The sequence below is a fragment of the Streptomyces sp. NPDC059695 genome, from assembly GCF_042733785.1.
In the GTDB taxonomy this organism is placed as follows: Bacteria; Actinomycetota; Actinomycetes; order Streptomycetales; family Streptomycetaceae; genus Streptomyces.
On the sequence record NZ_JBHWFF010000046.1, the window covers coordinates 25,422 to 51,691 of the forward strand.

A 26,270-nucleotide genomic window follows, 5' to 3' on the forward strand; every position below is an offset into this window, starting at 1 on the left:
CCCCGGACGGCTTCGCATCGCGGCTGGAGACCAGTCAGCTCGTCGGGGCCCCCCCCCCCCACTTCTGTGAGTGGCGCACAGCGCCTTCAGTGTCCCGTTCTGTCACCGTTCAGGTGATCGCGGGCTGCGGTCACATACGCGGCGATAGCCGTGGTGAGGTGACGGTGCTCATCGCGGGCAGCCTGCACGGAGGCGCTGTCTGTGTAGTCCCTTTGCCGAGCAGCGAGCCGAATCTGAAAGGCCGCGCCAGCAACCTCCTGGGCGAGGTCAGCGATGCGTTCGGGCCCTTCGAGCTGGACGACGGGGAGTGTCGCCCGCAGGGCGGCGTCCCTCTCCGCAGCCTCCGCCCGCAGCACTACGGCGCGCGCGTCTATGCCCGCACGGTCGTGAGCGGCCCCACTACTGGTGAGTTCGGCGCGAGCCTGGGCGAGTGTCACGGTGCGCCAAGTCCCGTAAGCGTACGTTTCCGCGGCCTGCAGGAAGGCGGCGTAGGCGTCCCGTTGATGCTGTCGGCGGACTGCGTCTATGGGACCGCGGTGAGCTCCGTGACCTTGGTGGCGTCCTGCCATGTAGGCCGCGAATGCAGCCACCAGTGCGGTCGGACTTGCGATGACGACGGCTATCACCTGTGGGTCCATGTCCGAGATCATGCAGCAGCCATACTCCGGGGGGCTAGGTAGTTACAAGCGCCACAGAAGTTGTGCCATAGCCCGTTCTCGTGAACAAAACCGCTGCGGGGGTGTGAGCCTCGCTACCAGTGGCTGGGCGCGGCGAGGCCGGCGGTGCTGGCGTGATCCTGGCTCCAGTCCAGCCCCCACCGGTCCCCTACGTCGGGCACGGCGGGCATGGACGTCTCCGGGGCGGGCGGCAGGAGCGGGGCCAGGCGCTCGGCCTCCGCGACCAGGGCGAGGACGGCGGCGGAGCGGGCGGCCCGCCACCCGGCCCGCTTCTCCTTCGACAGGCCCGTCGGGACGCGCAGACAGAGCAGGACATGCTGCGCCGCCGTGTGCAGGGCGGCGGCCTCCACCAGGCGCAGCAACTCCTCTAGCTCACAGTCCGTACGCGGCGGGCGCCACGGGAGCAGCGCGAGGATCTGGGCGCGGGCACGGCGGGCACGGGGCAGGAAACGCGACTCGGGAGGCACGCCGCCTCAACGACCGGGGGGCGGCCGGTACGGCTGGTCAGGCGTGGGCATTCAGCCGCTGAGGTAGGCGTAGTGCGTCAGGCGGGATCCGGCGGCTTTCTCCGTCGTGCCGAGGGCCTCGGCGAGGTGGGGCAGCGGGACGGCGTCGCCCTTGATGTAGCGGGCGGCGAGCGGCCCGAATTCGGCGACGATCGCCCCCAGGTTCTCGGCCGTCTTCAGCACCATGCCCGGCTCTTCGTCGACCATATCTGCGAGGCGCTCACGCAAGGTCCGCAGCAGGCCTGCGACGTCGTCCGGCAGCGGTACCGCGCGCGGCGACGTCGTCCATGTTGGCCTCCCACTCCTCCTCCGCCGTGGAGACGTCGTACGCGTCGTGGCCGACTGTGCGGACCTCCTCCCAGCCCAGCGGGACGGTCCGCTCGCCGCGCCACCCGCACGCGCACCGGCCGCGCATCGCCGTCGCGGTCGGCCGACGCAGCGAGCCGTCGTACACCCACCAGTCGGTCGACTCGTGGAAGTAGGCACTGCTGCCCAGGTCGAAGAGGACCGGGCCGGGCTCGGTGCCGTCCACAAGGAATACCCCGACCTCGCCCTCGTGCGTCTCGAACCCCTCGCGCTGCCACCCCATCGAGCATCGCCTCGTCGTCGGCCGAGGCGGTGCCCCCTCGGGCCCGCCGACTCCACGATGGGACAGCGGAACGGACGCCCGCAGCAGAGTTGGCATAGTCCGGCAGAACATTGGGAGCACGCGAGACGCCGCGCGCCCCCAAACGAGACCAGCACCCGCTCACCCGTCGAGGAGGGACGGTGCCGCGAGCTTGCATGGTGATCACGCTGCCGGAGCCCTGGCAGATCAGTGGTGCAGCTAGTTGGCGAAGCTGAAGTCGCCGCCGACCGGTGCGGCGATCTTGTCGACGCCCGTCAACGCGGTGAGGCTCGTGACGGGATCGGCGCTGTCGGTGGTGGTCCCGTTGGCGAGCTGGCCGGATCCGTTGGCGCCCCAGGAGCGGACGGTGTTGTCGCCGAGCAGGACGATGGTGTGCTCCCGGCCGCCGGCCACCAGGCGGACGCCGGCCAGGCCCGGTACGGGGACCGGGGCAGTCCGGTAGTCGGTGGTGCCGTCACCGAGCTGACCCGAAGTGTTCTGACCCCACGCGTGGAGAGTGCTGCCGCTGCCGGTGACGGCGATGCTGTGCTTGGCACCTGCCGCGATCCGCGATACTTCACCGGACCAGGCGTCCTGCGTCTTGACCGGCGCGTAGCGGTTGATGGTGCTGTTGTCGCCGAGCTGGCCCTGCGCGTTGTAGCCCCAGGCCATCACCACGCCACCGTTCCCGGCCGGGCCGGCCAGGGCGAGGTTGTGGTCGGCGCCGGCTGCAATCAGGCTGACACCGGTCAGACCGTTCACCGGGGCGGGGACGTTCCTACTGGCGGTGGTGCCGTCGCCGAGCTGGCCGTTGACGTTGTAGCCCCAGGCCCAGACGGTGCCGTCCTCACGCAGCGCCAGGCTGTGGTTCAGCCCGGCGGCGACCGCGACCACCTTGTCCAGGCCCTCCACCCGGACCGGGACGCTGCTGTCCATGTTGGTGCCGTTGCCAAGCTGGCCGTAGTTGTTGCGCCCCCAGGCCACCACCGTCCGGTCGTCCAGCACGGCAAGACTGTGGGTGCCGCCCGCGGCGATGTCGGTCGCGTTGGACAGAGCGACGACCTGGCCCGGCGCGTTGTGGCTGAACACGGAGCCGTCGCCGAGCTGCCCCGAACCGTTGGAGCCCCACGCCTGCACGGTGCGGTCGGTCAGCAGTGCCAGACCGTGCCCGTTCGCCGGCCCGGAACCACCGGCGGCGATCTTCACCACCTCGGCGCTCGTGAGCCCGAGCACGGTCGTCGCCGTGGTGCGGAAGTCGGTCCAGGTACCGTCACCGAGCTGCCCGGAACGGTTGTTCCCCCAGGACTTCAGCCTCTTCTCGGCCATGTGCCACCCTTCTCTGATCAACATCAACAGGAAGGACCGTGACCTGCGGCAGCGATGCGGTGGTTGTCACCCGTCAGGCACGCGCAGGCTCCGGCCCCGTATCGCTACGTTAAGTGACTGATCGACTGCGCAATGCACTTCATGGCGCATTGGCCGAATCCAGCAACCATGGCCAATTCCAGGAAAGGCATCGGCCCGCACTGATTGGCCTCCGCACTTCCTCCCCCGGCCAGTCACCCATCGAGGTGGTCACGGATGTCCGGCCGTGTCTGCGCCGGAGGGCGCTCGCGCGTGGTCGAGCGAGGCGGGCGAGGAGCCTCGGGGCCGGGTGCCTACGGTGGGCACGTGACGACGTCCCCCGAGCCTGCCGAGCCCGCCGCGTTCGAGCCGGTGCCGATCCGCGTAGTCCTGCCGGACGGGCAGGAGGTGACGGGGCGCCTGTACGCGCGTCGCCAGCTACCCGACGGCTGGCAGTACCTGGTGTCCATCCCCGTCTACCGGACCACCGAGGACGGCACGTCGAAGCAGTGGAGTACCGGATGTGGCTCCGCCCGCAGGACCACCTGCGGCCCGTCGACGGCGTGGCGTACGACGACGTGCCGACCGAGCTTCTGCCCCAGCCCATGGCCGTGGAGCGGATCCTCGGCCCGCGCCGGCCCTCCGGATGGATCCTTGCCCGACTCGGCGGACGACGCGGCCGGGGCCAGGCCGTGGTGCACGCCGCAGACTGCACCGAAGTACCGCCGGACGCCCCCAGGCTCACGCTCGACCAGGCTGTCAGCGCGGCCGAGCGGCCCGGCGCCCGGCTCTGCACCCTGTGCGGTGCCACCGCCGAACTGGAGCCCGCCCTGCGGCTCTTCACCGAGGGCTTTGACGACAGGGCCGACGGTGATCGGCCGTGACATCCCTCAATCGGCGAAAGACATTTGTGGACTTCAGACGTAGAACCCCGACGCCGCGGGCGTACGCCTGCGGCGGAATCTGACGAACCACCATGTCACCAGCCGCGCACGAAACCTCCTAAGATCGCGAAAGGCTGATGTCCACCTGAATGGATCAGTGGTGAGGGCAGTCGCTTATCGCCGTTTCATCTCGGGGGCTGGAGGAAGCTTCGGGAAGCAGAGTAACGCTCCCCACCCTCCGGGAAGCACTTCCGCCTCAGGGAACCGTACAAATAACCATGGCCAGCACCCACTGCTGTGTGGTGCCGATGTTCTTTCCCAGGACAGTCCAACCGGTGGAGGTCGGGTAAGAGTCGGTTGCATAGATGTCACGGCTGCTGGTCCTGTAGCCGCCACCCGTTGGTACCTGACCGCCAGGACAATTCACTGACACGGATCCGGTTCCTCCCGCAGGAATGAACACAGGGTTACTTTCGAACACAGTATGAGCGGCCCTCGGCGAGTACTGGGGCTTGGCCGCATCGCTGGGGTTGCCGTGGTAGACAGCGGGGTTGGCCGTGGCCGGTACCACCGTGGCCGCTACCACCGTGAACGCGGCGATAGCCGCCAGGAAAAGGGTTCGAGCACGTTTCATCCAGGACTCCGGACTCGCGCAGGGAATCGACATTCCAACACATTACGGAATAGTCCAGGATCAAATCGAAGACACTCCGAAAAAGCAGGCTCAGGATAATAGTGAGTACATCACACTGAACCTCTTTCATCCTGTGCTGGAGGATGAAATGAGCTGGTCAGCGGCTGTGGTGACGAGGCAGGGCTCCTTGTCGTTGGTGTGGTGATTCCACTCATCACACCGGCGATCGAAGGGGCCGTGTTGGTTTCGTACCCTGCCACGCTCGACGTCCCGCATGAGCTCGTCGAGCATGTTTCCTGGCTGCTGTACGAGCATCGCTTGGCCCGCAACACCCGCTGGCGCAAGCTCGATTGCTTCCAGCAGGCGTTGCTCACCCTCGTCCACCTGCGCAAGAACGAGACGTTCTCCCAGCTCGGAGCGGGCTTCGGGATATCCCAGGCCACTGCCTGGCGGTACGTGGAGGGACGAGACCCTGGACGTCCTGGCCTCCTGGGCGCCCGGCCTCCACGAAGCTCTCACCGGCCTCGGTGAGGATGACCACGTCATCGTTGACGGCACCCTGATCCCCACCGACCGTATCCACGCCGACGAGCCCTACTACTCGTAAAAGCACGGCATGAACGTGCAGGTCATCGCCCGTCCCGACGACACACCGCTGTGGTTCTCCCGCGCGACACCCGGTCGCACCCACGACCTGACCGCGGCCCGCGCCCACGGCATCATCCAGGCCTGCCTGACCCGACAGATCCTCGTCCTCGCGGACCGCGCCTACCAGGGCGCCGGCGCCACCGTCCGCATCCCGTACTACCGCCACCGCGAACAACCTCCCCATTACCAGCAGTTCAACCGCGACCACGCCCGGCTGAGAGCCCCCGGCGAACGCGCCTTCGCCCAGTTGAAAGCGTGGCGGCTACCACGGCGGGCCAGATGCTCCACCCGACGCATCAGCACGATCGTCCAAGCTGTCCACACGCTGCCGACCTGCAACTATCCGGGATGAAAGAGGTCGAAGGAAGCAGGCCGACCTACTCACCTATGCCTTCACGTCGAGACGCACGAGCGCGCCGATCTCCACGAGTTGGTCCGGCAGCGCCAAGTCAGAAACGCCCATGGCCGTGCTCGCGGGCCAGTGCTCCCCGAAGTACTCGGCGTGGAGGGCTACGCCGACGACAAGATGCCCTGCCTCCTCACCACACCCGTCGGCCAGCCCGTTTCACCCTCCAGCAGAGGATGAAAGAGGCTCAATGAGCTGTAGCTTGCCCACGGCTTCCGAATCCAGGAAATCGTCCTGCTGGATGTCGCCGATCAGGCGAGAGGCGTCATCGAATTCCAGGGCCAGCTCGTCAGTCACAACCTCGTACTTGTCGATCCAAGCGAGTTGATCGGACGAGTCCGCACCAAGTACCGCAAGCGCGTCGATCAGGCGCTGCCAGCGGAAAGAAGCCCCAGGAGTCCCCACCCTCAAATCCTCGCACGACCACAATCCGAGCCACCGAACTGGGGACGTTCACTCGTACCGAGCTAGGGCCTTCCACTCGTACGTCGACACCCGGTCGTCACACTCTGCCATCAGCAGCTCGGCGAGGAAGCCGCGGTAGGTCATCTTGTCCTTCATCGCCCGGTCGGCAATGTCGGCGAACTCGTTCCTGATCGACGGAAGCCGCAACAGGCGGCAGACGGTGTCGATGGCCGTATTCGCGGCCTGCTCGGTCAATCCTCGCTGCCGGGGCAGGGTCAAAATTTGCTTCTCCCGCGCAGTGTTCACCGCCGCTGGCGCGATGGCGTCGGAGCAGTTGGTCGTAGTGGGTCACCGAGGGCAGCGGCCCGGTGACCGGAGGCAGGTGTGCGAGCCGCCACTCGTGCAGGAACGTCACCGTCGCCTCACCTGAGGCTCCGGCCGGTGATGCGAGTCCGGCCGGCTCGTCCTCGGCCTGGGCGGTCTTGCGGGCTTCCAGCGCGGCCGCGTCCGCGGTCAGCGCCCCGGCCCGCAGGGCGGTGGCCAGGCCGGCGACGAGATGCTCGTGAGGGACGTGGCGGCCCAGCGATAGCACTTTGTTTCGTGCCCTCGTGCCGGCGGTTTCGCCGTGGGCCTTGACCGCTGCCGCCCACCAGGCGTCATGGACCGGCGTGAACTTGCCTGCGGAGCGAGCCTGTTCAAGCGCGGTCGCGCCGGGGAACGCACCCGGTTTGCGGATCGGGGCCTCGAGGTAGTGGTCCAGATCCAAGCGGCAGCCGCCCTTCGCGAGACCCGGAGATCAACTACAGGACCATCCCTCGGCCTCGTAGCGGCGCTCGGAGCGTCGCAGTCGGGGTTGGTGGACAGCAGCGGCCTACCCCAGGGATCACGTCCGTCCGGTTCAGCGAGGCAGGTGACAAGGCCAGTGCGCCCTTTCAGTCCACCTGACGGGCCGTGGCCCACAGAACGCCGGCCCGCCGGACGGACCATGAACGTCAAGTGACCGCGTGCACGCCCTGAAAAAGGCCCCCAAGCGGGGCCCCGCACGGGAAAATGACTCCGACCAGGGGCGGCCGGGGGGCCGCGCCGTGGCAGGGGGAACGACATGGACAGCGGGCTGATCGCGCTCGGCGCGGCCGTGGTCGGTGTGGCCGGGACGCTGCTGGCGACGGTGGTGTCGCAGCGGATGCTGGCGCGGGTGCAGGCGGCGCAGTTCGAACGGGAACAGCGCGACGCCCACACGCGGTGGCAGAGGGAGCAGGAGCTGACGGACCTGTCGCGTCGGCGCGACTGCTACACGGCGGCCAACGCGGCGTTCCGCCGCTACCGGATCGCCCTCATGAACTTCCTGTGGGCGGTCCACCAGGCACAGGCCACGCCGGCGGACCGGGCGGCGGTCGAGGAGGCCAGGAGCGCCCACCACACCACCTTCGCGGAAGCACAGATGATCGCCTCCGCCGACGTGCTCGCGGAGCTGGACCAGATGGCGAGGGTCATGGCCGGCGCCCATGCCCGCACGATGCGACTGGCGGACGGGATTCCGGAGCCGGACGGCTCCTTCGAGCAGATCCATGCCGAGCTGGTCTTGATCACACGGACCTGGGTCGGCATGCGCGGCGCGATGAGGTCCGACCTCGGCCTGGCACCCTCCCCGGACGGCACCGCCCCGGACCCGGCCGACTGCCTGCCCCCGGCGTCGGAGCCGGAACCGGGCCCATCGACACCGACGGCCGTGTCCGGAACCGCCCGAGAGGAACTGATGGGCCCAGACCCGGTGGCCTGAGGTGCTGGTGGGCCGGGCGGCCCGACCGGGGGCATTGGCGCGAGCTGTACGCCAGGGGATTTCAGCATGTTCAGGTCGTGATGATGAGACCATGCGCTCCGTTACCGCCGTGATGGCGTCCCAGTGGCTCACAGCCGCCAGGGAGGGAACCCCCAGCTTGGTATGCGCGTCGAAGGGCTGAGGAAACTGCTCAGGCGCTCGGAGTCTCCCAGCGCACTGTGGGGCGGTACGTGACGGGCAAGCTCAAGCGGCGGCGCCAGCTCTTCACCGCTCGGGAACAGGGCGCCGGTGAAGAGCAGCTCCGGCAGATCGCTGCCGACGGCTTCGCCGGGTGGCGGGGGTGGGGGTGGGGGTGGGGTGGGGATCTGCCGATGGTGTGGTCCGCGGGCTCGTTGGCCGGAGCTGCCTCTTCCTCGCTCCGGCTGCGTGCTCGTGCGTGCGAGTGCCTCCCGGGAACGCGCGGTGCCGCCCGCGCCCTGGTTCTAGTGGAAGAACGCCAGGTAGTAGTCGACGAGCTTCATCTTGTGTCGTCCTGTCTCGTCGTCGTTCTGTCCGGGAACGAATTCGGGGGCGTTCTTGATCTGTTCCCTGGTGCAGTTGACGTGGACGGTCTTCGTCGCAAGGTCCACTGCGGTGACGACTCCACCCGGGATGACGACCTGACGGCCGATGATCCACGGGCCCGTGTCCACGACCAGATGGCTGCTGCCGACCTCGGACGAGTGCCTGTCCACCTTGCCGATGCCGCCGTCGGAGCACTCGACCTTGTATCCCGTCACATCCACCTGTGTCGCGTGGGTCGCGGTCTCGGCATAGGTCCAGACATCGCGAGTCATGCTGCTTCCTTCCTCCCGTGCGGCGGGTGGCCGTCGTGTTCTGCTGACGTTGCGTGTACTCGGAAATCGTCGCTTCACACGGCTCCGGTCAGTGGATCTTCATCGACTCTGCCGTTCCGGTGTCTGTTGGGCGGTCACGTGGTGGGGCAGCGGGGCCACGACGCTGAGGGGCGCGGCGGGCGCGGCGCCGATGGAGCCCGTCAGGGTGACGCCGAGGGCGGCCAGGGCCGCGCTCTTGGCGAGCAGGCCCCCTGGGCGGTGGAGCGGCCGGGTCCTCGGCTCGGTCCGGGGGGTCGCGCTCCGCCCGCTCGCGGGGTTCCCGGGCGCCGTCGCCGGGGGGCGGGCGTCGGGGACGGGCAGCGCGGCCAGTGCCTTCTGGCAGGTGCGGGCGTCGGGACGGTGGGAGGCCTCGTGTGCCGTCATGGCCTTCAGCAGCTCGCCGAGTCCCGGGGGGAGTCCGTCGGGCAGCTCCGGGGGGCGGTGCAGCCGGGCGAGCGCCGCCTCCAGGGGCGCTCCGTCGTACTCCCGTTTCCCCTTGAGGGCCTCCAGGAGGACGAGTCCGAGGCTGTAGACGTCGGCCCGCGGCCCCGTGGTCCGGCCGAGTGCCTGTTCCGGTGCCATGTAGCAAGCGGTTCCGATGAGGATGTCCTCGCCGTCGGCCACCTCGTTCGCGGGGCCGTCTGTGGTGGTGAAGCGGCGCGAGATCCCGAAATCCGTCAGGTGCGGGGCGTCGGCCGGGTCCAGGAGGATGTTCGACGGCTTGACGTCACTGTGGACTATTCCCTTTCCGTGGACATGGGCGAGTGCGGAGGACAGTGCGGCCCCCATGAGGCAGGTCTCGGTCACCGAGAGCACGGAGCGGGACAGGCGCCGGCGCAGGGTCGTCCCTCTGACGAGCTCCATCACCAGGAAGGGACGGCCGTCGTCGCGACCGCAGTCGTAGAGGGTCACCAGACCGGGATGCCGGAGCTGGGCCAGGAGGCGTCCCTCGTTGTCGGAGCGCTCCTTCGTCCGGGTGTCGCCGCGGCGGAAGACCTTCACCGCCACCGGCCTGCGCAGCCTGAGGTCCACGGCTTCGTAGACATCTGCCGCTCCCCCTCTCCCCAGCAGGCCGTCGAGCCGGTACCGGCCGGCGACCGCGTGAGCCGTCAGCCGGGAGTCGGGTTGGACGCGCCTCGGACGGACCTGCATCTCGGTGCTCCCTGTGTTCCGTTCCCGTCTTCTGCTTCTGCCGTCCGCCCTTTTCGTCGGCGAGCGGTGTTGCGCTCTTCCCTCCCCGCGCGGGGGCGGTCGTCGCGGCCGTGCGGGGACCGCGTGCGGACTTCGGGGGTACGGCTGCCCCGGATGTCCCGGGGCATCCCTGCGACGTCCACGCTTTCGGCCGTCGCGGGCGGTCGGCCGCGTTCGGGCGGTGGGGAACACCATCCGCACGCCCCAGGGCCAGGAGGCGTGAACGCTTCGTTGGAGGCGGGTGGTCCGCGGTGTCGGAGGGGTCGGGGAGCGGGCGCCGGTGCGCCTGTCCGTGCGTCCGCGCGCCCCTGCGTGAGGGATGGCCGTGGCCGGATCTCGCCTCCACGATGAAGCGCGTCCCGCCCGCGCGGGCGGGCGGGACGGTGCGCGTCCGGCGGCGCGAGAGGGCACGACCGTTCGCGCGTCACCACTTCGGCGATACGTACGGGGGGAAACCATGGGAATGCGCTGGTTGATCACGGGGGGCTCTTCGGGCCTCGGAAAAGCACTGGCCGCGGCGGCTGCCGGTGCGGGACACGAACTCGCCGTCACCGCCCGCAAGACCGCGGACCTGGAGGATCTCGCCGCCGCCTGGCCCGGACAGATCGTCCCGGTGCCTCTGGAGCTGCGCGACCCTGACTCCTGCCAGGAGGCCGTCCGGACGGCGGTCGACCGCCTCGGAGGCATCGACGTGCTGGTCAACAACGCCGGTGTCGGTCTCTTCGGCGCGGTCGAGGAGGTCTCCGACGCCGAACTCCGCGAACAGCTGGAGGTCCTGCTCGTCGGGCCCTGGAGACTCACACGGCTCGCACTGCCCCTGATGCGGGCCCAGGGACACGGGCACATCCTCAACGTCTCGTCCATCGTCGGACGGATGGCCTTCCCGGGTCTCGGCGCCTACGTGGCCGGGAAGCACGCGCTGGAAGGCATGAGCGAGGCGCTCGCGGCGGAGGCGGCCCCGCACGGCATCCGTGTCACGGTCGTCGAACCCGGCATGTTCGCCACCCGCTACGGCACCGCCATGACGGAGGCCGCGCACCGGGTCCCCGCCTACGACGTGACCAACCGCGAGATGCTCGAAGGCGCGCGCGGACTCGCCGGCAGTCCCGAGACCGGTCGTCCCGAGGACTTCGCCGCTCGGGTCCTGGCCATCGTTCACACCGAGGGCGCCACGCCCCTGCGCATTCCGGTCGGTGCCGACGCGTACGGCTATCTGGACGTCGCGGAACGGGCTGCCCGCGAGGAGTACGCCGCGGCGCGGGCCCTGGTCGACGGGCCACCGCCCGCTGCCTGACGGACCGTCGCATCCGGCCCCGCCCCCGCCGCCGGATCGGCCCGGGCGGGGCCGGTCGTGCGGACCGGAGGCGGGCGCCGGGCTGTCGTTACCTGTGCGTTCCGCATGGGTGGAAGGTGACAGCGGCGACTTACGGGGCCCTCGGGGGACGTGACAGCGTCGTGTCCGTCACCGACCGAGGGAGTGCGCAGTGAACAAGGGGTACGCGGTGTTCTGCGACGCCGACCGTCACTTCTACGACGCGCCGCACCGTCTGGTCTTCGCCGAAGGAGCGGGCGACTCCCTCTACCGGGCCGCCACCCTCCCCGTGCCCGAGGGCTGGACGTCGCACCGTACGGGCGACTGGCTCGCCCTGCGTCCCCTGGACCACGTGCTCCCGTCTCAGGGCTGGAAGATCCACGTCTCGGCTTGTCTCGACAACGCGGAGGCGATCCTCGCCATGGTCCGCGAGTACTGCCTGGGACACGACGTGGCGTTCAAGTTCGTCCCCAGCCGCTACCTGCTGCACCAGCGCAACGCCAAGTACGCGGACCGCTCGGCGAGCGGCAAGTTCATCACCGTGTATCCGGCCGACGACGAGCAGTGCGAGCGCGTGGCCACTGATCTGGCGGGGCTGCTCGAAGGCCGGCCGGGTCCGTACATCCTCAGCGATCTGCGCTGGGGGCCGGGGCCCGTGCATCTGCGGTACGGCAGCTTCACCCTCCGCCACTGCTACGACGAGCACGGGGAGCTGCGGCCGGCCGTCGAGGACGGGTCCGGCACTCTCGTACCCGACCGTCGCGATCCCGTCTTCCACGTGCCGTCCTGGGTGGCTCCCCCGGCATTCCTGCGTCCGCACCTGGAGGCCAGGGCCTCGGTGACCGTCCAGGACATGCCGTACGCCATCGAGAAGGCACTGCACTTCTCCAACGGCGGTGGCGTGTACGAGGCCAGGGACCGGCGGACCGGGCGGCGGGTCGTCCTGAAGGAGGCGCGGCCGTACGCCGGCCTCGCCGCCGACGGCGCGGACGCCGTGACGCGGCTGCACCGCGAACGCGAGGCGCTGGAGCAGCTCTCGGGACTCGCCTGCACGCCGGAGGTCCTCGACAGCTTCACGGTGGGCGACCACCACTTCCTGGCTCTGGAGTTCGTGGAGGGCAAGCCGCTCAACACCTTCTTCGCCCGGAGGCATCCGCTGATGGAGGCCGATCCGCCGGAGGACCGGCTCGCCGAGTACACGCAGTGGGCGCTGCGGATCCACGGGCTGGTCGAGCGGGCCGTGGCGGAGGTGCACGCACGCGGGATCGTCTTCAACGACCTGCATCTGTTCAACATCATGGTGTCCGAGGACGAGTCCTCGGTGGTGCTGCTGGACTTCGAGGCGGCCCGGCCCGCCTCGGAGGACGGACGCCAGACCGTCGCCAACCCGGCGTTCGTGGCGCCCGCCGACCGGCGGGGATTCGATGTGGACCGGTACGCGCTCGCGTGCCTCCGGATCGCGCTGTTCATCCCGCTCACCAGTCTGCTCGCGGTGGACCGCGGCAAAGCCGCGCACCTGGCGGATATCGCCGCGGGCCGGTTCCCCCTGCCTCCCGGTTTTCTCGACACGGCGGTTCGGGAGATCACGCGCGACCCGGCCGGCGGGCAGTCCGGCGGGAGCGCGCGGGCGTCCGGCCGTCCGGCAGACCGCTCCCGGTTCCTGCCCGCTGAGCCGGGCGACTGGCCGCACAGCCGTGACTCCATGGTGGGCGCGATCCTGGCGTCGGCGACACCCGAGAGGGAGGATCGTTTCTTCCCCGGGGACATCGCCCAGTTCGCCACGGCCGGCGGAGGCATGACCGTCGCACACGGCACCGCCGGAGTGCTCCACGCCCTGCACGAGAGCGGGGCACCCCGATGTCCGGAGGCCGAGGACAGGCTTCTGCGGTACGCCAAACAGCACGACTCCGGCACCCCGCTCGGCTTCTACGACGGGCTCGCCGGTGTCGCGTGGACCCTCGAACGGCTCGGACACACCGCGGCCGCACTCGAACTGGCCGCGCTCGTCGCCGAACAGGACCACGGGGGCCTCGCACCCGACCTGTACGGAGGGACGGCCGGTGTCGGCCTCGCCCTGGACGCCCTGGCCACCGCCACCGGTGAGAGCGGTCTGCACGCGGCGGCCCTGCGCTGCGCCGAGCTGTCCGCCCGCCCGCTCCGGGCCCCCGCCCGACCGGCAGGTGCGGCGGGCAAGGTGCGCACGGGACTCCTGCACGGCTCCGCCGGACGGGCCCTGCTGTTCGTACGGCTCTACGAACGCACCCGCGACACCGCGCTCCTCGACCTAGCCGCCGAGGCGCTCCACGACGACCTGAGCCGCTGCGTCCGCGGCGCCTCCGGAACCCTTCAGGTCGACGAGGGCTGGCGCACGATGCCGTACCTCGGCGCGGGCAGCGTGGGCATCGGCATGGTGATCGACGACTACCTGCTCCACCGCCGCGACGACGACCTGGACCGGGCGCGCCGCGAGATCGTACAGGCGGCGCAGGCCACCTTCTACGCCCAGCCCGGTCTCTTCCGGGGCGTTGCCGGGATGGTGCTCCACCTCGCCCGTACGAACGCCGGCGGGCCCGGCACCGCACCGGGGGACGTACGCCGCCAGGTCGGTTGCCTGAGCTGGCACGCCATGTCCTACCAGGGCCGCCTCGCCTTCCCCGGTGAGCAGATGATGCGCCTCTCCATGGACCTCTCCACCGGTACGGCGGGCGTCCTGCTCGCCCTCTCCTCGGCCCTGGGCGATCGCCCGGCCCACCTGCCTTTCCTCCCGCCGCTTCCGCGGCCCCACGAACCGGCCCCGTCAAGGGGTCGCCCCGCACCACCCGTCCCCGATGAAAGGAAACGATCATGAACCTTCTCGACCTCCAGTCGCTGGAGACCCCCAAGGACGAGGCCATCGGCGATGTCGAGACGGGCAGCCGCGCGAGCCTCCTGCTCTGCGGTGACAGCAGCCTCAGCGTCACGACCTGTAACTGACCCGATCCGGCTTCCCGCACGGCGCCTCGGGCGCCGGTGAGGAGTCACGGGGCCCCGGGAGCGCCGCTCCCGGGGCCCCGGCCGTCGGGGCCGGACACCGGCGGCCCGGCGGGAACGTCGCACCCGGAGGGGAAGAGAGGGGGTCGGATGGCTTCGCCGACCGGTTCCGACCGGCTGCTCCGCGGCGCCGTGCGGCACACGGCGGGAACCACCGCGGCGCTGCTGCTCTGCTCGGTCGCCGGCGCGGCCTGTTCGCTCGCCGTACCCGCGCTCGCCGGCACAACCCTGGACCTGGTGCTACGTCGCCAGCCCGGCTCGGGGACGTGGCTGCTGTGGACCGCCGTACTGCTCGCGGCCGAAGTGCTCCTGGAGACGGGCTCGGTGCTTCTGACGCAGCTCGCCAACGCCCGCGCCACCGCTTGGATCCGGCTGCGCGCCCTGGGCGGTCTCCTCGGTACCGCGCCCCACCGGGCGGCGCCCCACTCGGGTGGCGACGTCGCCACCCGGCTGTGCGTCAACGCCACCGACAGCGGCACGGCCCCCGCGGCTCTCGCGACCTCCCTGTCGTCCGTGCTCGTACCGATCGGCGCACTCGTGGCCCTGGCCCTCATCCACGTCTGGACCGCCGTCGTCTTCGTGGCCGGTCTGCCCCTGCTCCTGCTGCTGCTCCGCGCGTTCGCCACCCAGTCCTCCGATTCGGTCGGCCAGTACCAGCGCGCGCAGGGCGCCGTCGCCACTCGGCTGGCCGAGGCGCTGGCCGGAGCCCGTACCATCGCGGCCGCCGACACGGCACGTCACGAGGAGGAGCGCGTCCTCGCCCCGCTGCCGGAGTTGACCCGGCACGGCACCCGCATGTGGCGCGTCCACGGCCGGGCCGTGGCCCGCAGCGGCGTCCTGCTGCCGCTGCTCACCACGGCCGTCGTCGCGGTCGCGGGAGTCGGTCTCGCCGCCGGTGCGGTCAGCGTGGGCGGTCTGCTCGCCGCCTCGCGGTACGCGGCGCTCGCCGCCGGGATCGGAGGCGTCGCGGCACCGCTCGGCACTCTGGTCCGCGCCCGCAGCGCGGGACGCCGCACCGCCGAACTCGCCGACCTGGCGCCGATGGCGCACGGCTCCGCGGTGCTGCCACCCGACGCGCCCGGGGACCTGCAACTGCGGGGAGTGCGGGTGACGCGCGACGGCGTCCCCCTGATCACGGACGTGACGCTCTCGATCTGCGGCGGAACGACGGTCGCCGTCGTGGGCCGCTCGGGAGCGGGCAAGTCGACCCTGGCCGCCGTCGCGGGCCGGCTGACCGACCCCGACGCCGGGAGCGTCCTCCTGGACGGAGTCGATCTGGCGGAACTGTCCCGCTCGGAGCTGCGCGGGGCGACCTCGTACGCCTTCCCGCGCCCGGTGTTCGACGGCGGGGCCACCCCCACGGTCGGCGCCGCACTGGCCGCCGGAACCGGGCCCGCCGGGGGCCCGGCCGCGACGGCGAGCGTCCGGGACGCCGCGACGGCCGCCTGTGCCGACACCTTCATCCGGCTGCTGCCGCTGGGCTACGACACCCCAGTGGACGGCTCCCCGCTCTCCGGCGGCGAGACCCAACGCCTCGGTCTGGCACGGGCGTTCATGAGTCGTGGCCGTCTGATGATCCTCGATGACGCGACGTCGAGCCTCGACACAGCCACCGAACGCCAGGTGGAAGCCGCCCTCGCCGCGCCGTCACGGGCGTGCACCAGGCTGATCGTGGCCCACCGGGTCTCCACGGCCGCGCGGGCGGACCAGGTCGTCTGGATGGAGGCGGGCCGCGTGCGGAGGTCCGCACCCCACAGCCGGCTCTGGGAGGAATCGGAGTACCGCGCGGTGTTCACCGCGGAGGTCCGGCCTGCGGACGCCCCGCGCCGGTCGACCGGGCCGGACGCTCCCCCGGAGCCCGCGGGGTCCGGCGCTCCGCCGCCCGCTCCCGTCCCGGGGACGGGAGCGGGCGGGTGACGCCCGCTCCGCGCCCAGGATGGGCGAACGAGCCGGAAACGCCTGGGCCGACGGACCCTCCAGCACCGGCTGCCGGTACCGCCGAGACGGACTCGGCGCGGCGTGGCTCGGCGCGGCTCGGCGCGGCGCGGCTCGGCGCGGCGCGGCTCGGCGCGGCTCGGCGCGCCTCGGTTCAGCGCGACACCCGTCCGACGCAGGCTGCCGCCGTAGGCGAGACGGGCTCGGCCCGGCGCGTCATGGCCTCGCTCAGGTCCCTCCTCATGCGCCGCACAGGCGTCCTGGCGAAGCTGGCGGCCTGGTCGGCCGCCGAATCCGCGCAGACGTTCCTCGGCGGGTTCTGCGTGGCCCGCTCCCTCGACGACGGGTTCCTGAGGGGCTCGCCCTCGACCGGGCTCCTGTGGCTGGCGGGGGCCGCCGCGGCCATTCTGCTCGGCGCTCCCGTCGTCCGGGGCGTCTTCGCCCAGCTCCCCCACCTCACGGAACCTCTGCGCGACCAGCTCGTACGGGGGTCGGTGGTACGGGCCCTGCGGACCGCCACGGCCACGGACACGGGCGGAGGCGTCGACGCCACCGTGGTGTCCCGGCTGACGAGTCAGACCGAGATCGCCCGGGACAGCTTCGCCGGACTGGTGCTCGCCACTCGCTCCTTCGTCTTCGTCGCCGTGGGGGCACTCGTCGGCCTCCTGTCGCTCGCGCCGCAGTTCCTCCTCGTGGTGCTTCCCCCTCTGGTCCTGGGCCTCGCCGGGTTCACGGCCTCCCTACGGCCCATGGCGCGGGCCCAGCACCGGTACCTCGACGCGGACGAGGCCGTCGGTCGGCGGGCCGAGATCACCCGCACCGCTCTGCGGGACACCGTGGCCTGCGGGGCCCAGGAGGCGACCGCCGCACAGAACCGCCGTGCAGTCGACGAGGCGGCCGCCGCCCAGCGCGCCCTGGCCCGCTGGGCGTCCGTCCGCACGTTCTCGGTCGCGACGGCCGGACAACTGCCGGTGCTCCTGCTGCTCGCCGCGGCGCCGTGGCTCCTCCGCCAGGGCGTCACGGCCGGGGCCGTGGTGGGCGCGCTCACCTACGTCCTGCAGTCGCTGCTCCCCGCGCTGCACACACTGATGACCGTCCTGGGCGCCGCGGGCGCGCGGCTCTTCGTCGTCCTCGACCGGCTTACGCAGCCACTACCCCCGCCCCCTGCCCTCACCGCCGCCCCGCCCGACCCGCGTCTCACGGGCCGGACGGGCCGGACGGGCCGGACGGCCGCGGCACTGGAGTTGCGCCACGTACGCGCCGCGTACGGCCCCCGGGCACGCCCCATACTGGACGCGCTGGAACTGACCGTCGAGCAGGGGGAGCACATCGCCGTGGTGGGCCCGAGCGGGATCGGCAAGTCGACCCTGCTGCACGTCGCGGCCGGCATGTTCTCCCCCGATCGGGGCGACGTACGGCTCTTCGGCCGCGCCATCGCGGCCTGCGCGCCCTCCGAGCTCACGGCCCTGCGCGTGCTGATCCCCCAGGAGGCGTACGTCTTCACCGGCACCCTGCGCGACAACCTGCGGTACCTGCGGCCCGGCGCCGACCGGTCCGCCGTCGACGGGACCGTGAGCGCGCTCTCCCTGGAACCGCTCGTCGACCGGGTGGGCGGGCTCGACCGTACGCTGACACCGGACGCCCTCTCCCTCGGCGAACGTCAGCTGATCGCGCTGGGGCGCGCCCATCTGGCCCCCGCCCCGCTGCTCCTGCTCGACGAGGCGACCTGCCACCTGGACCCCGTCGCGGAGGCCACGGCCGAGCGGGCCCTGAGCGCGCGGACAGGCGCCCTGGTCGTGGTCGCGCACCGGTTGTCGTCGGCACTCCGAGCCGACAGGATCCTCGTCCTCGACGGCACCCGGGCCCAGTACGGAACGCACGAGGAGCTGCTCGCGCGTTCCGCTCTCTACCGCGATCTGGTGGGGCACTGGAACCAGGGCCCAGGGTGAGCGGCCAGAGCCCGTCAGGACGCCGCGGAGCGGTGGTACTCAGGTCCACCCGGCGCCTTGGGCGATGCGGATGGCGTCCACGCGGTTCCGCGCGCCGACCTTGCGGATGACGCTCGCCATGTAATTGCGTACGGTGCCCTTGGTCAGGAACAGCGTCGCGGCGATCTCGGCGACCGGCGCTCCGTCGGCGGCCAGCGAGAGGACGCTCAGCTCACGCCGGGTCAGGGGCATCTCCGCGGCCTGCAGGAACCCGAGCGCGAGCGTTTCGTCGATGAAGCGCTCCCCGTCGGCCAGACGGTGCACGGCCTCAAGTAATCGGCCCTTCGGGGCGTTCTGGTCGACGAAGCCGGCCGCCCCCGCGGAATGGGCCCGTCGCAGTACCCCCGGCCGCTGCCCGGGGACGAGTGCCAGCAGGGCCGGACGGCCACCCGAGCCCTCCCCCACCAGCGGTGCGGCAGTGGCCACGGGCCGTGTCGCCGAGGGCGGCAGACACGCGGCGTCCGCCACGTACACATCGGGTTCGGACATCCCCGTCGCCTGGCCGTGCGGCCATCGGGCCAGCGACGAGACCACCTTGACCCCGCCCGACCTCAGCAGTTCGACCAGCGCGGTCCGCAGGAGCTGCGCCTCGTAGACCACCGTCACTCGTATCATTCCCACCCCTTCGGTCCTCCGTCGTGCCAGGGGTGCACGACGCGAGCAGCCACCCCCACCCCTCTGCCCTTGCCGCACCGGGCGGAACACGGCACCGGGTGCACGGGGGGCGCACTCCGGAGCGCCGCGGCCTGATCCGGTTCGTCCCCTCGACGGCGCAGCAGGCCGACGGCGTGTGGCGTCCGCCGCGCCGAACCAGGAGTGTCCAGATCGAACCCGTACGGCGTGCGGGGACGGGAATGCGCCCCTCGGGGGATCGGGGGCTCGGGGGGGGCGGTCGCCGTGGCGGGGTTGTGCATGGGCGTGCGGTTCGCGGGCACACGGACCCGGGAGCGGAGGACATGGCCGCTCCTTCAGGGCCTGCGGTCTCCCCCGTCCGCACAGGCCCGGGCATGGTGGAGACCGGCCCGCACCCGCCCTGGTGCGGGCCGGTCATCGTGTGTCCACCCACGCAACCCCGTCGGGTCGCGGCGCGCGGGTTGCGGTCAGGTCGTCGAGCGGGCTGCCGGGCGAGACCGTGAGCATGAGGTGGGCCCGGGGAGCGGTGCGGTGGGACCGGAGCGGGGGCGGTGTGGAGCGAGTGGGGTGGATGCGAGTGAATGAGCACTGGATGGTCTCTGCTGTGTGCCGAACGGCGCATGCGGATGAGCTTTTCGTCGAGGGGCAGGCGCAGAGCCGGGCGAAGACGCTGTGTACCGGGTGCCCTGTCAGGGCCGAGTGCCTGGCCCATGCCTTGGACAGCCGGATCGAGCACGGCGTGTGGGGCGGCATGACAGAACGCGAACGACGCGCCCTGTTGAAGCGCCGACCCCTGGTGCGGTCCTGGAGCCGGCTGCTGGAAGCCGCCAGGCGTGAGCACGAGGCGGGAGCGACTCCCGTGGCACGCGATACCGCGTGACCGGCCACCTGACCGTTGCGCCCTGCGGCAGGCAGGGGTGACGGGGTTGATCGCTTCGCGTACTCGGGCACGGAAGTGAAGTCGATCAGTGCAGGTCTTCTCGATGTTCCCGGGGGGCAGTCCGGCTGCGGGGAGAGTCGACGGCGTGTCTCGCCCACCGTGCGAGGGCATGGCGTCCAGCGCTTCCGCGCCGGACGCCCCTGTCAGGCTCGCTCAGACCTGGTAGCGCCCCGGCGCGAAGAGGTGCAGGTGATCCGCGACCCAGGCCGAGGTCCGGGCCAGGCCTTCCTCCAGGTCGACTTCCGGTTCCCAGCCCGCCCAGGCGCGCGCCCGCGTGTTGTCCGACAGCAGCCGGTGCACCTCGCTGCCGGAAGGCCGCAGCCGGGCCGGGTCCACGACGATCTCGGCGTCCCGGCCGGAGGCGGTGATGAGGGCCTTCGCGAGGTCTCCGATCGAGATCTCGCGGCCGGTGCCGAGGTTGACGCTCTCCCCCAGGGCCCGGTCGCAGCCCGCCAGGGCCAGGAATCCGGCCGCGGTGTCGGTGACGTAGGTGAAGTCGCGCGTCGGGGTGAGGGAGCCGAGGCGGATCTCCCGTGCCCCCGCATGCAGTTGGGCGAGGATCGTGGGGATGACGGCGCGGGCCGACTGGCGGGGCCCGTAGGTGTTGAAGGGCCGTACGACGGTCACGGGCAGCTCGTGGGCGTGCCAGTGGGACAGGGCCATCATGTCCGCGCCGATCTTCGATGCGGAGTAGGGCGACTGCGGCTGCAGGGGATGGTCCTCGCCGATCGGGGCCGTGAGCGCGGTCCCGTACACCTCGCTGGTGGAGGTGTGCAGGAGGCGTCGGACCGAGTGACGGCGGCACGCCTCGGCGATGTTCTCGGTGCCGACGACGTTCGTGCGGACGTAGGCGCCCGGGGAGTCGTAGCTGTAGGGGATGCCGATGAGCGCGGCGAGGTGGAAGACGGTGTCGCTGCCCTCGACCGCGTCCATGACCCGGCCCGCGTCGCCTACGTCTCCGGCGATGAACTCGACCGGGCCGTGCGGGTCGTCGAGGTAGCGGGCGAGGTGGCCCTTGTCGGCGTACGGCTTGTAGTGGACGAAGGCCTTGACGCGCGCGCCGCGCCGGACGAGCAGGTCGACGAGGGTGGAGCCGATGAAGCCTTCGGCTCCGGTGACCAGAACGGTGCGGCCGGTCCAGTCGATGGTCGTGGCTGTCATGGGGTGAGCTCCTTTGTGGTGGTGGGCTGTCCGGCGAGACGGATCACCGTCTGTGCCAGCAGGTCGGCGGCGCGGGCGTGGTTTCCCGGGTCTGCGGCACGCCCCATCACGGCGAGCCGGGAGGGGTGGGTGAGGAGGGGGTCGATCAGTTCGGCGAGCCGGCCGGAGGTGGTCTCGGCGTCGGGAAGGAGGTGGGCGGCGCCCGCGTCGCAGAGGACCCGGGCGTTGTGGGTCTGGTGGTCGCCGGGAGCGTGCGGGTACGGCACGAGGACGGCGGGGACCCCCGTCGTGGCGAGCTCGGCGATGGTCGCCGAGCCGGCACGGCAGACCACGAGGTCGGCGACCGCGTAGGCGAGGTCCATGCGGTCGAGGTACGGCACTGCCTGGGCGACGGGCCCCACGCCCGCTTCGGTGAGCTCGCGCCGGGTCTGCGCGAGAGCGGCCGGCCCGGTCTTGATCAGGAGGTGGACGTCCCGTCGGCCCCGCCAGCGGGCGGCGAGGCCCACGGCGGCGGCGGTGAGGCGGGCCGCGCCGAGGCTGCCGCCGTTGAAGAGGACGACCCGCGCGCCCTCGGGTATCGCGAAGGCGCGTCGTGCCTCCTCGCGCAGGGCCGTCCGGTCCAGGGCGGCCAGGGACGCGGCGATCGGCATGCCGACGGTCTGCGCCCGCTCGCCGCCCGACAGGTGGGCGCGGCTGCCGTCGAAGGCGACGGTGAGGTGCGGGGTGAGGCGTGCGGCGAACTGGTTGGCCCGGCCCGGGACCGCGTTCGACTCGTGGATCACGCTGGGCAGCCCGGCCATCCTCGCCCCGACGATCGCCGGGGCGCTGGGGTAGCCGCCCATCCCGACGACGACGTGCGTCTTCTGGGTGCGCAGGATCTGGCGGGCCTGGGCCCCGGAGCGCAGGAGCGCAGCCGGGAGCAGGAAGCGTTTCGGTCCGAGCGCGGGGTCGAAGGGGATCATGTCGACGGTGTGCAGCCGGTATCCGGCCGCAGGGATCAGGGTCGTCTCCAGTCCGCGTTCGGTGCCGATGAAGGAGATGACCGTCTCGGGATCGGCGCGGCGCAGGGCCTCGGCCAGGGCGAGACCGGGGTAGATGTGGCCGCCGGTGCCGCCCGCACCGATGACGACGGAGAGTGGTGTGCGCATGGCCGCCACTCTCACGATGCGGCTTAAGAGGGTTCTAAGAGTCCGGTTTGGCAGGCTTCACGTCATGAACGGCATGAGCGGCCTGAGCGGTACCAGCGGTGTGGGCGGTAGGGGCGGTATGAAGGGCATGGGCTTGGGTGGCGGGAGCGGTCCGGGCGGCGCGAGCAGTACGGACGGCTCGAGCGGTACCGGCGGCGCGAGCGGTCCTCGGAGTACGGGCAGGATCCTGGTGGCCGAGGACGAGCCGGACGTACGGGCCGCCGTCGAGGACGGGCTGAGCATGGAGGGGTACGAGGTCAGGAGCGTCGGCGATGGCCTGGCGGCGTTGTCCGAGGTGGCCGCTTGGCAGCCGGACGCGCTGGTCCTGGACGTGATGATGCCGGTACTGGACGGGCTTGCGGTCTGCCGGAAGCTGCGGGCGGTGGAGGACCGTACGCCGGTGCTGGTGCTGACGGCGCTGTCGTCGGTGAGCGAGCGGGTGGACGGGCTGGAGGCCGGAGCTGACGACTACCTGGTGAAACCGTTCGCCCTGGACGAGCTGGTCGCGCGCGTGCGGGCGTTGCTGCGGCGGGCTGCGCCGCCCGCCCCGGGCGGGGACCTGACCTTCGCGGACCTGACCCTGGACCCCGTCACGCGCACCGGGCAGCGGGGCAGCCGCCCGTTGCAGTTCTCCCGCACCGAAGCGGTTCTTCTGGAGCTCCTGCTGCGCAACCCGGGCCAGGTCCTTCCGCGCGACGTGATCCTGGAGCGGGTCTGGGGCCAGGACTTCGGGCCCCACTCCAACTCACTCGCGGTCTACGTGGGATACCTGCGGCGGAAACTGGAGGCGGGCGGCGAGCCGCGCCTCGTCCACACCGTGCACGGTCTCGGCTACCGGCTGGATGTGGCATGAGCGGGGTACGCAGACTGGGCGCCCGCTGGCGGCGCAGGCGTCCCCTCCGCACCCGCATGGCGCTCGCGGCCTCGGCAGCGGTGGCGCTGGTCGCGGTCGGGGTGTGCACGGCGGCGTTCTTCGTCATCCGCTACGAACTGCTGCACCAGCTCGACCTGTCCCTCACCCAGTCCGCGACCCGGCTCGTCCAGGCCAACCGGGACGAGGGCCCGCAGGTCTTGGCGGGCGAGTGCCGCTACCTCTCCGCACCCCCCTGCGCCCAGATCGTCCCCGCCGACCCGGCAGCGGACCCCGACGAGCCCTACCTGCTGCCCGTCTCCGCTCCCGTGCGCAACGTCGCGGCGGGCAAGCAGGCCCCGTACTACAGCAACGTCGAAGGCTTCGGGCAGCCGCTGCGGATGCTGACCACCCCCTTCGGAAGCGGGCGGGCGCTCCAGGTCGCGCTGCGGGCGGACCCGGTGGACAGGGGCGTGCGGCAGGCGGCCGTGCTGCTGGGGGCGGTCGGCGCCGTGGGGGTGCTGCTGGCCGGGCTGCTCGGATACGCCGTCTCCCGCGCAGGTCTGTCCCCGGTCGCCCGCCTGACCGCGACCGCCGAACGGATCGCGGCGACCCGCGACCCGCGCCACCGCATCGAGCTGCCGCCCGGCCCACCGGGCCGGCAGGACGAGGTGACCCGGCTGGCAGCCACTTTCAACACCATGCTCGGCGAACTGGAGCAGTCGGTGGCCTCCCAGCGCCGGCTGGTCGCAGACGCCTCCCACGAACTACGGACCCCGCTGACCTCGCTCCGTACCAACGCAGAGCTCCTGGCTCGCGGCGACCGGCTGAGCCCCGCTCAACGCGATCGCGCCTCGGGGGCCCTGGAGCGGGGCATCAGGGAGGTGACCGGGCTCGTCAACGACCTGATCGAGCTCGCCCGGGACGAAGAACCCCTACCGCTCCTGGAAGACGTGCGCATCGCCGAAATGGCCGAGCATGTCGTGGGCACGGCCCGGACACACTGGCCACAGACCCCCTTCCTCCTGGAAGTGGAGACGGGCGCGGCACACGCGGTGCGGCCGGGAGTCCCGGCACGGCTCGCCCGGCTGCTGACGAACCTGCTGGACAACGCGGCCAAGTTCAGCCCGCCCGGCACCCCGGTCGAGGTGACGCTGAGCACGTACGGGAGCGGGAGGAGCACGGGCGAGAGCGCGGCCGGCGCGAGCGGGCTGAAACTGACGGTCAGGGACCACGGCCCGGGAATCCCCGCAGCGGACCTCCCCCATGTCTTCGACCGCTTCTACCGCGCCGAAACCGCGCGCGCCCTCCCTGGCTCCGGCCTCGGCCTGGCCATGGCCCGGCAGATCGCCCACGCGCACGGAGCGGAGCTGGCGGCGGGGGCAGCGCCGGGCGGCGGGGCGCTGTTCACGCTGACGTTCGCTCCGAACACCCCGCCCAGTGGCGGCAGGCCGTAGTCGGCAGCTCGGGGCGGGGCAGACCAATCGGTCCTGAAGGCCCGTCGAATGGCGGGAGGCCGTACCAGCAAGGTCGGGCCCTTGCCGGCAGCACACTGTCGGCACCCATGCCATGGGTCGGCTTTGTCGCGCGTGGGGGATGTCGGAACTGGTCCATTCATCCGTGTCTCCCGGGTGAGGGTCTCGCCCGGGGCGTGAGGCAGGGGTGTTGTGGTGGGCGTGGTCGATGCGTGGGTCGGCATGGCGGCCGGCATGTATGTGGGGGTGGTGTCAGCGACCGTGATGGTGTGTTTCTGGTCAGCCGAGAAACGTGCGTGGCGTGCGCTGGCCGCGAGTGCCGGCCCGGCCCGGCCTCCGACCGAGGGACTGTCCCCGTACGAGCTCGCCTACATCGAGAACCGTGTCGATCCCGGCAACGTCCTGGGTGTGGCCCTGATACGGATGCAGCCCAGGAGCGTCGGCTGACGCTCCTGGGCAGGAGCTACGACGGCTACCGATTCCGGGTGGATGACCCGGACCCGAACGACGAGGTGGAATCCGCGCTGCTCGACCTGCTGGCACGGCATCGCGGATGGGTCTCCCCCAGCTCCGCCCTCCGATCCTACGATGAGTCCGTCTCGTCGTGGAGAGCACGCACCGGCGCCTCGTCGCGGACGGCCTGCTCCGCGAGGGAGGTCTGCCCGGGGCGTCACCGCCGACTCCTCGGCGGTCGCCACCTGGACAAGCTCACGTGCGAGGGCGGCTCCCGGTCCCGGTCCAGCCTGCCGACCGGAGCGAAGAACCTCAGCACATCGTCAACGTTGATCCACCGGGACTGGGCGGTCTGTGAACCCGGGACCACACAGGTCCGTACGGCGTTCTCGGCTGCTCTCGGCTGCTCTCGGCTGCTCTCGGCTGCTCTCGGGAACAGCCAACTCCGCTGCGGCCTGCGGCACCTTGTCGGGCTCGGCGGCCCCCACCGACGCGGGCCGTCGGGCGGACATCAGGTCGGGCCGGCCCCGTGCCCGCACCCGCATGGGCACGGGCAAGCGGGGTCAGCCGGGTCAGGCCGGGTCAGCCGGGTCAGCCGGGAAAGGAGAAGTAGAGCGCGTCGCTGTAGAAGGATGCGAAGTGCTGCTGCCAGTCGGCCCGGACCGCGACAAGCCAGTCGTCGTTGCGGCCGGCGATCGCCGCCTCGGCATGGGCGACGGCCTCAGGAATGTCCCCGGACACCAGCTCCCGCACGCTCGCGGCCGGATCGTCGTCCGTCATCGAGACGATCTCCCCTGTCTCGAGGAGGAAGTACTTCGCCTGCTGTTTATCGAGGTGGGCCTGGGTCCTGGCAACGCATTCGGCGAACTCGACGTCGTCCGCCAGGCCCTCGCCGACCACGCGCAGGAGGTCGCGGAGCAGGGCCGCCCCGTCGGTGTAGTTCGCGGCGATGCCGATCGGAGGATTCCAGATCATGGACGGGACGATCGTAGTCCCCCGCCCCACCAGGAGCTTGTGCGCAAGCGGGATGTCCCAGTTGTGCTCAGAAATGCACCGGATCTGCTGAGGGATCTCCGCCTCGCTCGGCTTCGAGTCCGCGGCGTAGAGATAGGAACGGTTTGCCATGACGGCGACGCTAGCAGCGGCCACCGACAGCCCCGGCACCGTCTGTCCGCGCACCGTTCGGCGGGGTGCGGCGGACTCCGCGGAGGGTGGAGGGCTGAGTCGGGGGCTCGGGGATAGTTCCGGGATCCCCTAGGCAGTGTCTTCAAATGATCACCGCTGGTGGATCATGGTGTCGTGATACGTCGCCATGAACTGTCCGATGCCGAGTGGGAGTTCGTCCGACC

The 26,270-nt window shown here is 71.4% G+C and carries 24 protein-coding genes and 2 pseudogenes; 13 read left to right on the forward strand and 13 right to left on the reverse strand.

The window, feature by feature from the left end:
• Nucleotides 1-86 precede the first annotated feature (86 nt).
• The 5 genes from ACFV2S_RS34525 to ACFV2S_RS34545 all read right to left on the reverse strand — a co-directional run bounded on the left by ACFV2S_RS34525 (nucleotide 87) and on the right by ACFV2S_RS34545 (nucleotide 3,116).
• Nucleotides 87-638, reverse strand: a complete 552-nt coding sequence (locus tag ACFV2S_RS34525) for a hypothetical protein (protein ID WP_385568783.1) — start codon at nucleotides 636-638, stop codon at nucleotides 87-89.
• Nucleotides 639-751: 113 nt separating this feature from the next.
• Nucleotides 752-1,144, reverse strand: coding sequence for a hypothetical protein (locus ACFV2S_RS34530; protein WP_385568787.1), 393 nt, complete (start codon nucleotides 1,142-1,144; stop codon nucleotides 752-754).
• Nucleotides 1,145-1,195: 51 nt separating this feature from the next.
• Nucleotides 1,196-1,369 carry a hypothetical protein gene (locus tag ACFV2S_RS34535; RefSeq protein WP_385568791.1) on the reverse strand — a complete coding sequence of 58 codons (174 nt, stop codon included), beginning with the start codon at nucleotides 1,367-1,369 and terminating at the stop codon, nucleotides 1,196-1,198.
• 34 nt (nucleotides 1,370-1,403) lie between these two features.
• Complete coding sequence (locus ACFV2S_RS34540) at nucleotides 1,404-1,772, reverse strand: hypothetical protein (protein WP_385568795.1); 369 nt, start codon at nucleotides 1,770-1,772, stop codon at nucleotides 1,404-1,406.
• 237 nt (nucleotides 1,773-2,009) lie between these two features.
• On the reverse strand, nucleotides 2,010-3,116 hold the full coding sequence (locus ACFV2S_RS34545) for an RCC1 domain-containing protein (RefSeq protein ID WP_385568799.1): 1,107 nt from the start codon (nucleotides 3,114-3,116) through the stop codon (nucleotides 2,010-2,012).
• Between the two features lie 539 nt (nucleotides 3,117-3,655).
• Between ACFV2S_RS34545 and ACFV2S_RS34550 the strand changes: the two genes are divergently transcribed.
• The 3 genes and pseudogenes from ACFV2S_RS34550 (at nucleotide 3,656) to ACFV2S_RS34560 (ending at nucleotide 5,652) form a co-directional block, all read left to right on the forward strand.
• On the forward strand, nucleotides 3,656-4,018 hold the full coding sequence (locus ACFV2S_RS34550) for a DUF6233 domain-containing protein (protein ID WP_385568802.1): 363 nt from the start codon (nucleotides 3,656-3,658) through the stop codon (nucleotides 4,016-4,018).
• 557 nt (nucleotides 4,019-4,575) lie between these two features.
• Complete coding sequence (locus tag ACFV2S_RS34555) at nucleotides 4,576-4,857, forward strand: hypothetical protein (RefSeq protein WP_385568805.1); 282 nt, start codon at nucleotides 4,576-4,578, stop codon at nucleotides 4,855-4,857.
• Nucleotides 4,851-5,652, forward strand: a pseudogene (locus ACFV2S_RS34560) (transposase family protein). The gene ACFV2S_RS34555 and the pseudogene ACFV2S_RS34560 overlap by 7 nt, the downstream one beginning before the upstream one ends.
• Nucleotides 5,653-5,865: 213 nt before the next feature.
• On the opposite strand, the gene ACFV2S_RS34565 reads toward ACFV2S_RS34560, so the two are convergent.
• Nucleotides 5,866-6,111 (reverse strand): hypothetical protein, encoded by a 246-nt coding sequence (locus ACFV2S_RS34565; protein WP_385568808.1) that lies wholly within the window; start codon nucleotides 6,109-6,111, stop codon nucleotides 5,866-5,868.
• 90 nt (nucleotides 6,112-6,201) lie between these two features.
• Nucleotides 6,202-6,390: pseudogene (locus ACFV2S_RS34570) on the reverse strand (AAA family ATPase); the annotation flags it as partial.
• An 823-nt stretch (nucleotides 6,391-7,213) separates the two neighbouring features.
• Here ACFV2S_RS34570 and ACFV2S_RS34575 point away from each other — a divergent pair.
• Complete coding sequence (locus ACFV2S_RS34575; RefSeq protein WP_385568811.1) at nucleotides 7,214-7,891, forward strand: hypothetical protein; 678 nt, start codon at nucleotides 7,214-7,216, stop codon at nucleotides 7,889-7,891.
• 482 nt (nucleotides 7,892-8,373) lie between these two features.
• Here the strand turns inward: ACFV2S_RS34575 and ACFV2S_RS34580 are convergent, their stop codons facing one another.
• A complete protein-coding gene (locus tag ACFV2S_RS34580; RefSeq protein ID WP_385568814.1) occupies nucleotides 8,374-8,727 on the reverse strand; it encodes a PRC-barrel domain containing protein in 354 nt (117 codons plus the stop codon).
• A 99-nt stretch (nucleotides 8,728-8,826) separates the two neighbouring features.
• A complete protein-coding gene (locus ACFV2S_RS34585) occupies nucleotides 8,827-9,918 on the reverse strand; it encodes a serine/threonine-protein kinase (RefSeq protein WP_385568817.1) in 1,092 nt (363 codons plus the stop codon).
• Between the two features lie 502 nt (nucleotides 9,919-10,420).
• On the opposite strand from ACFV2S_RS34585, the gene ACFV2S_RS34590 reads away from it, so the two are divergent.
• The 5 genes from ACFV2S_RS34590 (at nucleotide 10,421) to ACFV2S_RS34610 (ending at nucleotide 18,183) form a co-directional block, all read left to right on the forward strand.
• Nucleotides 10,421-11,251 carry an SDR family oxidoreductase gene (locus ACFV2S_RS34590; RefSeq protein ID WP_385568821.1) on the forward strand — a complete coding sequence of 277 codons (831 nt, stop codon included), beginning with the start codon at nucleotides 10,421-10,423 and terminating at the stop codon, nucleotides 11,249-11,251.
• Between the two features lie 190 nt (nucleotides 11,252-11,441).
• Nucleotides 11,442-14,117, forward strand: a complete 2,676-nt coding sequence (gene lanKC / locus ACFV2S_RS34595) for a class III lanthionine synthetase LanKC (RefSeq protein WP_385568824.1) — start codon at nucleotides 11,442-11,444, stop codon at nucleotides 14,115-14,117.
• Complete coding sequence (locus tag ACFV2S_RS34600) at nucleotides 14,114-14,242, forward strand: SapB/AmfS family lanthipeptide (protein ID WP_352188740.1); 129 nt, start codon at nucleotides 14,114-14,116, stop codon at nucleotides 14,240-14,242. Before lanKC ends, ACFV2S_RS34600 begins: the two co-directional genes overlap by 4 nt.
• 147 nt (nucleotides 14,243-14,389) lie before the next feature.
• Nucleotides 14,390-16,216 (forward strand): ABC transporter ATP-binding protein, encoded by a 1,827-nt coding sequence (locus tag ACFV2S_RS34605; RefSeq protein ID WP_385568832.1) that lies wholly within the window; start codon nucleotides 14,390-14,392, stop codon nucleotides 16,214-16,216.
• A 260-nt stretch (nucleotides 16,217-16,476) separates the two neighbouring features.
• Nucleotides 16,477-18,183: an ATP-binding cassette domain-containing protein gene (locus ACFV2S_RS34610; RefSeq protein WP_385568836.1), complete on the forward strand. Its 1,707-nt coding sequence runs from the start codon at nucleotides 16,477-16,479 to the stop codon at nucleotides 18,181-18,183.
• Between the two features lie 39 nt (nucleotides 18,184-18,222).
• Here ACFV2S_RS34610 and ACFV2S_RS34615 read toward each other — a convergent pair whose 3' ends face one another.
• Nucleotides 18,223-18,837, reverse strand: coding sequence for a LuxR C-terminal-related transcriptional regulator (locus ACFV2S_RS34615; RefSeq protein WP_385568840.1), 615 nt, complete (start codon nucleotides 18,835-18,837; stop codon nucleotides 18,223-18,225).
• 589 nt (nucleotides 18,838-19,426) lie between these two features.
• Between ACFV2S_RS34615 and ACFV2S_RS34620 the strand changes: the two genes are divergently transcribed.
• Nucleotides 19,427-19,735, forward strand: coding sequence for a WhiB family transcriptional regulator (locus ACFV2S_RS34620; RefSeq protein WP_385568844.1), 309 nt, complete (start codon nucleotides 19,427-19,429; stop codon nucleotides 19,733-19,735).
• Nucleotides 19,736-19,948: 213 nt separating this feature from the next.
• On the opposite strand, the gene ACFV2S_RS34625 is transcribed toward ACFV2S_RS34620, so the two are convergent.
• Both ACFV2S_RS34625 and murG read right to left on the reverse strand, forming a co-directional pair.
• Nucleotides 19,949-20,956 carry a GDP-mannose 4,6-dehydratase gene (locus ACFV2S_RS34625; protein WP_385568849.1) on the reverse strand — a complete coding sequence of 336 codons (1,008 nt, stop codon included), beginning with the start codon at nucleotides 20,954-20,956 and terminating at the stop codon, nucleotides 19,949-19,951.
• Nucleotides 20,953-22,104: an undecaprenyldiphospho-muramoylpentapeptide beta-N-acetylglucosaminyltransferase gene (murG, locus tag ACFV2S_RS34630; RefSeq protein ID WP_385568853.1), complete on the reverse strand. Its 1,152-nt coding sequence runs from the start codon at nucleotides 22,102-22,104 to the stop codon at nucleotides 20,953-20,955. Before murG ends, ACFV2S_RS34625 begins: the two co-directional genes overlap by 4 nt.
• A gap of 229 nt (nucleotides 22,105-22,333) precedes the next feature.
• Here murG and ACFV2S_RS34635 point away from each other — a divergent pair, with 229 nt between their 5' ends.
• From ACFV2S_RS34635 to ACFV2S_RS34645, 3 genes are all read left to right on the forward strand, one after another.
• Nucleotides 22,334-22,996, forward strand: a complete 663-nt coding sequence (locus tag ACFV2S_RS34635) for a response regulator transcription factor (RefSeq protein WP_385568857.1) — start codon at nucleotides 22,334-22,336, stop codon at nucleotides 22,994-22,996.
• Nucleotides 22,993-24,450, forward strand: coding sequence for a sensor histidine kinase (locus ACFV2S_RS34640; RefSeq protein WP_385568862.1), 1,458 nt, complete (start codon nucleotides 22,993-22,995; stop codon nucleotides 24,448-24,450). The genes ACFV2S_RS34635 and ACFV2S_RS34640 overlap by 4 nt, the downstream gene beginning before the upstream one ends.
• Nucleotides 24,451-24,663: 213 nt before the next feature.
• Entirely contained in the window at nucleotides 24,664-24,915 is a 252-nt protein-coding gene (locus tag ACFV2S_RS34645) for a hypothetical protein (protein WP_385568865.1), read from the forward strand.
• A gap of 597 nt (nucleotides 24,916-25,512) precedes the next feature.
• Here the strand turns inward: ACFV2S_RS34645 and ACFV2S_RS34650 are convergent.
• Nucleotides 25,513-26,046 (reverse strand): hypothetical protein, encoded by a 534-nt coding sequence (locus tag ACFV2S_RS34650; protein WP_385568868.1) that lies wholly within the window; start codon nucleotides 26,044-26,046, stop codon nucleotides 25,513-25,515.
• Nucleotides 26,047-26,270: the final 224 nt, after the last annotated feature.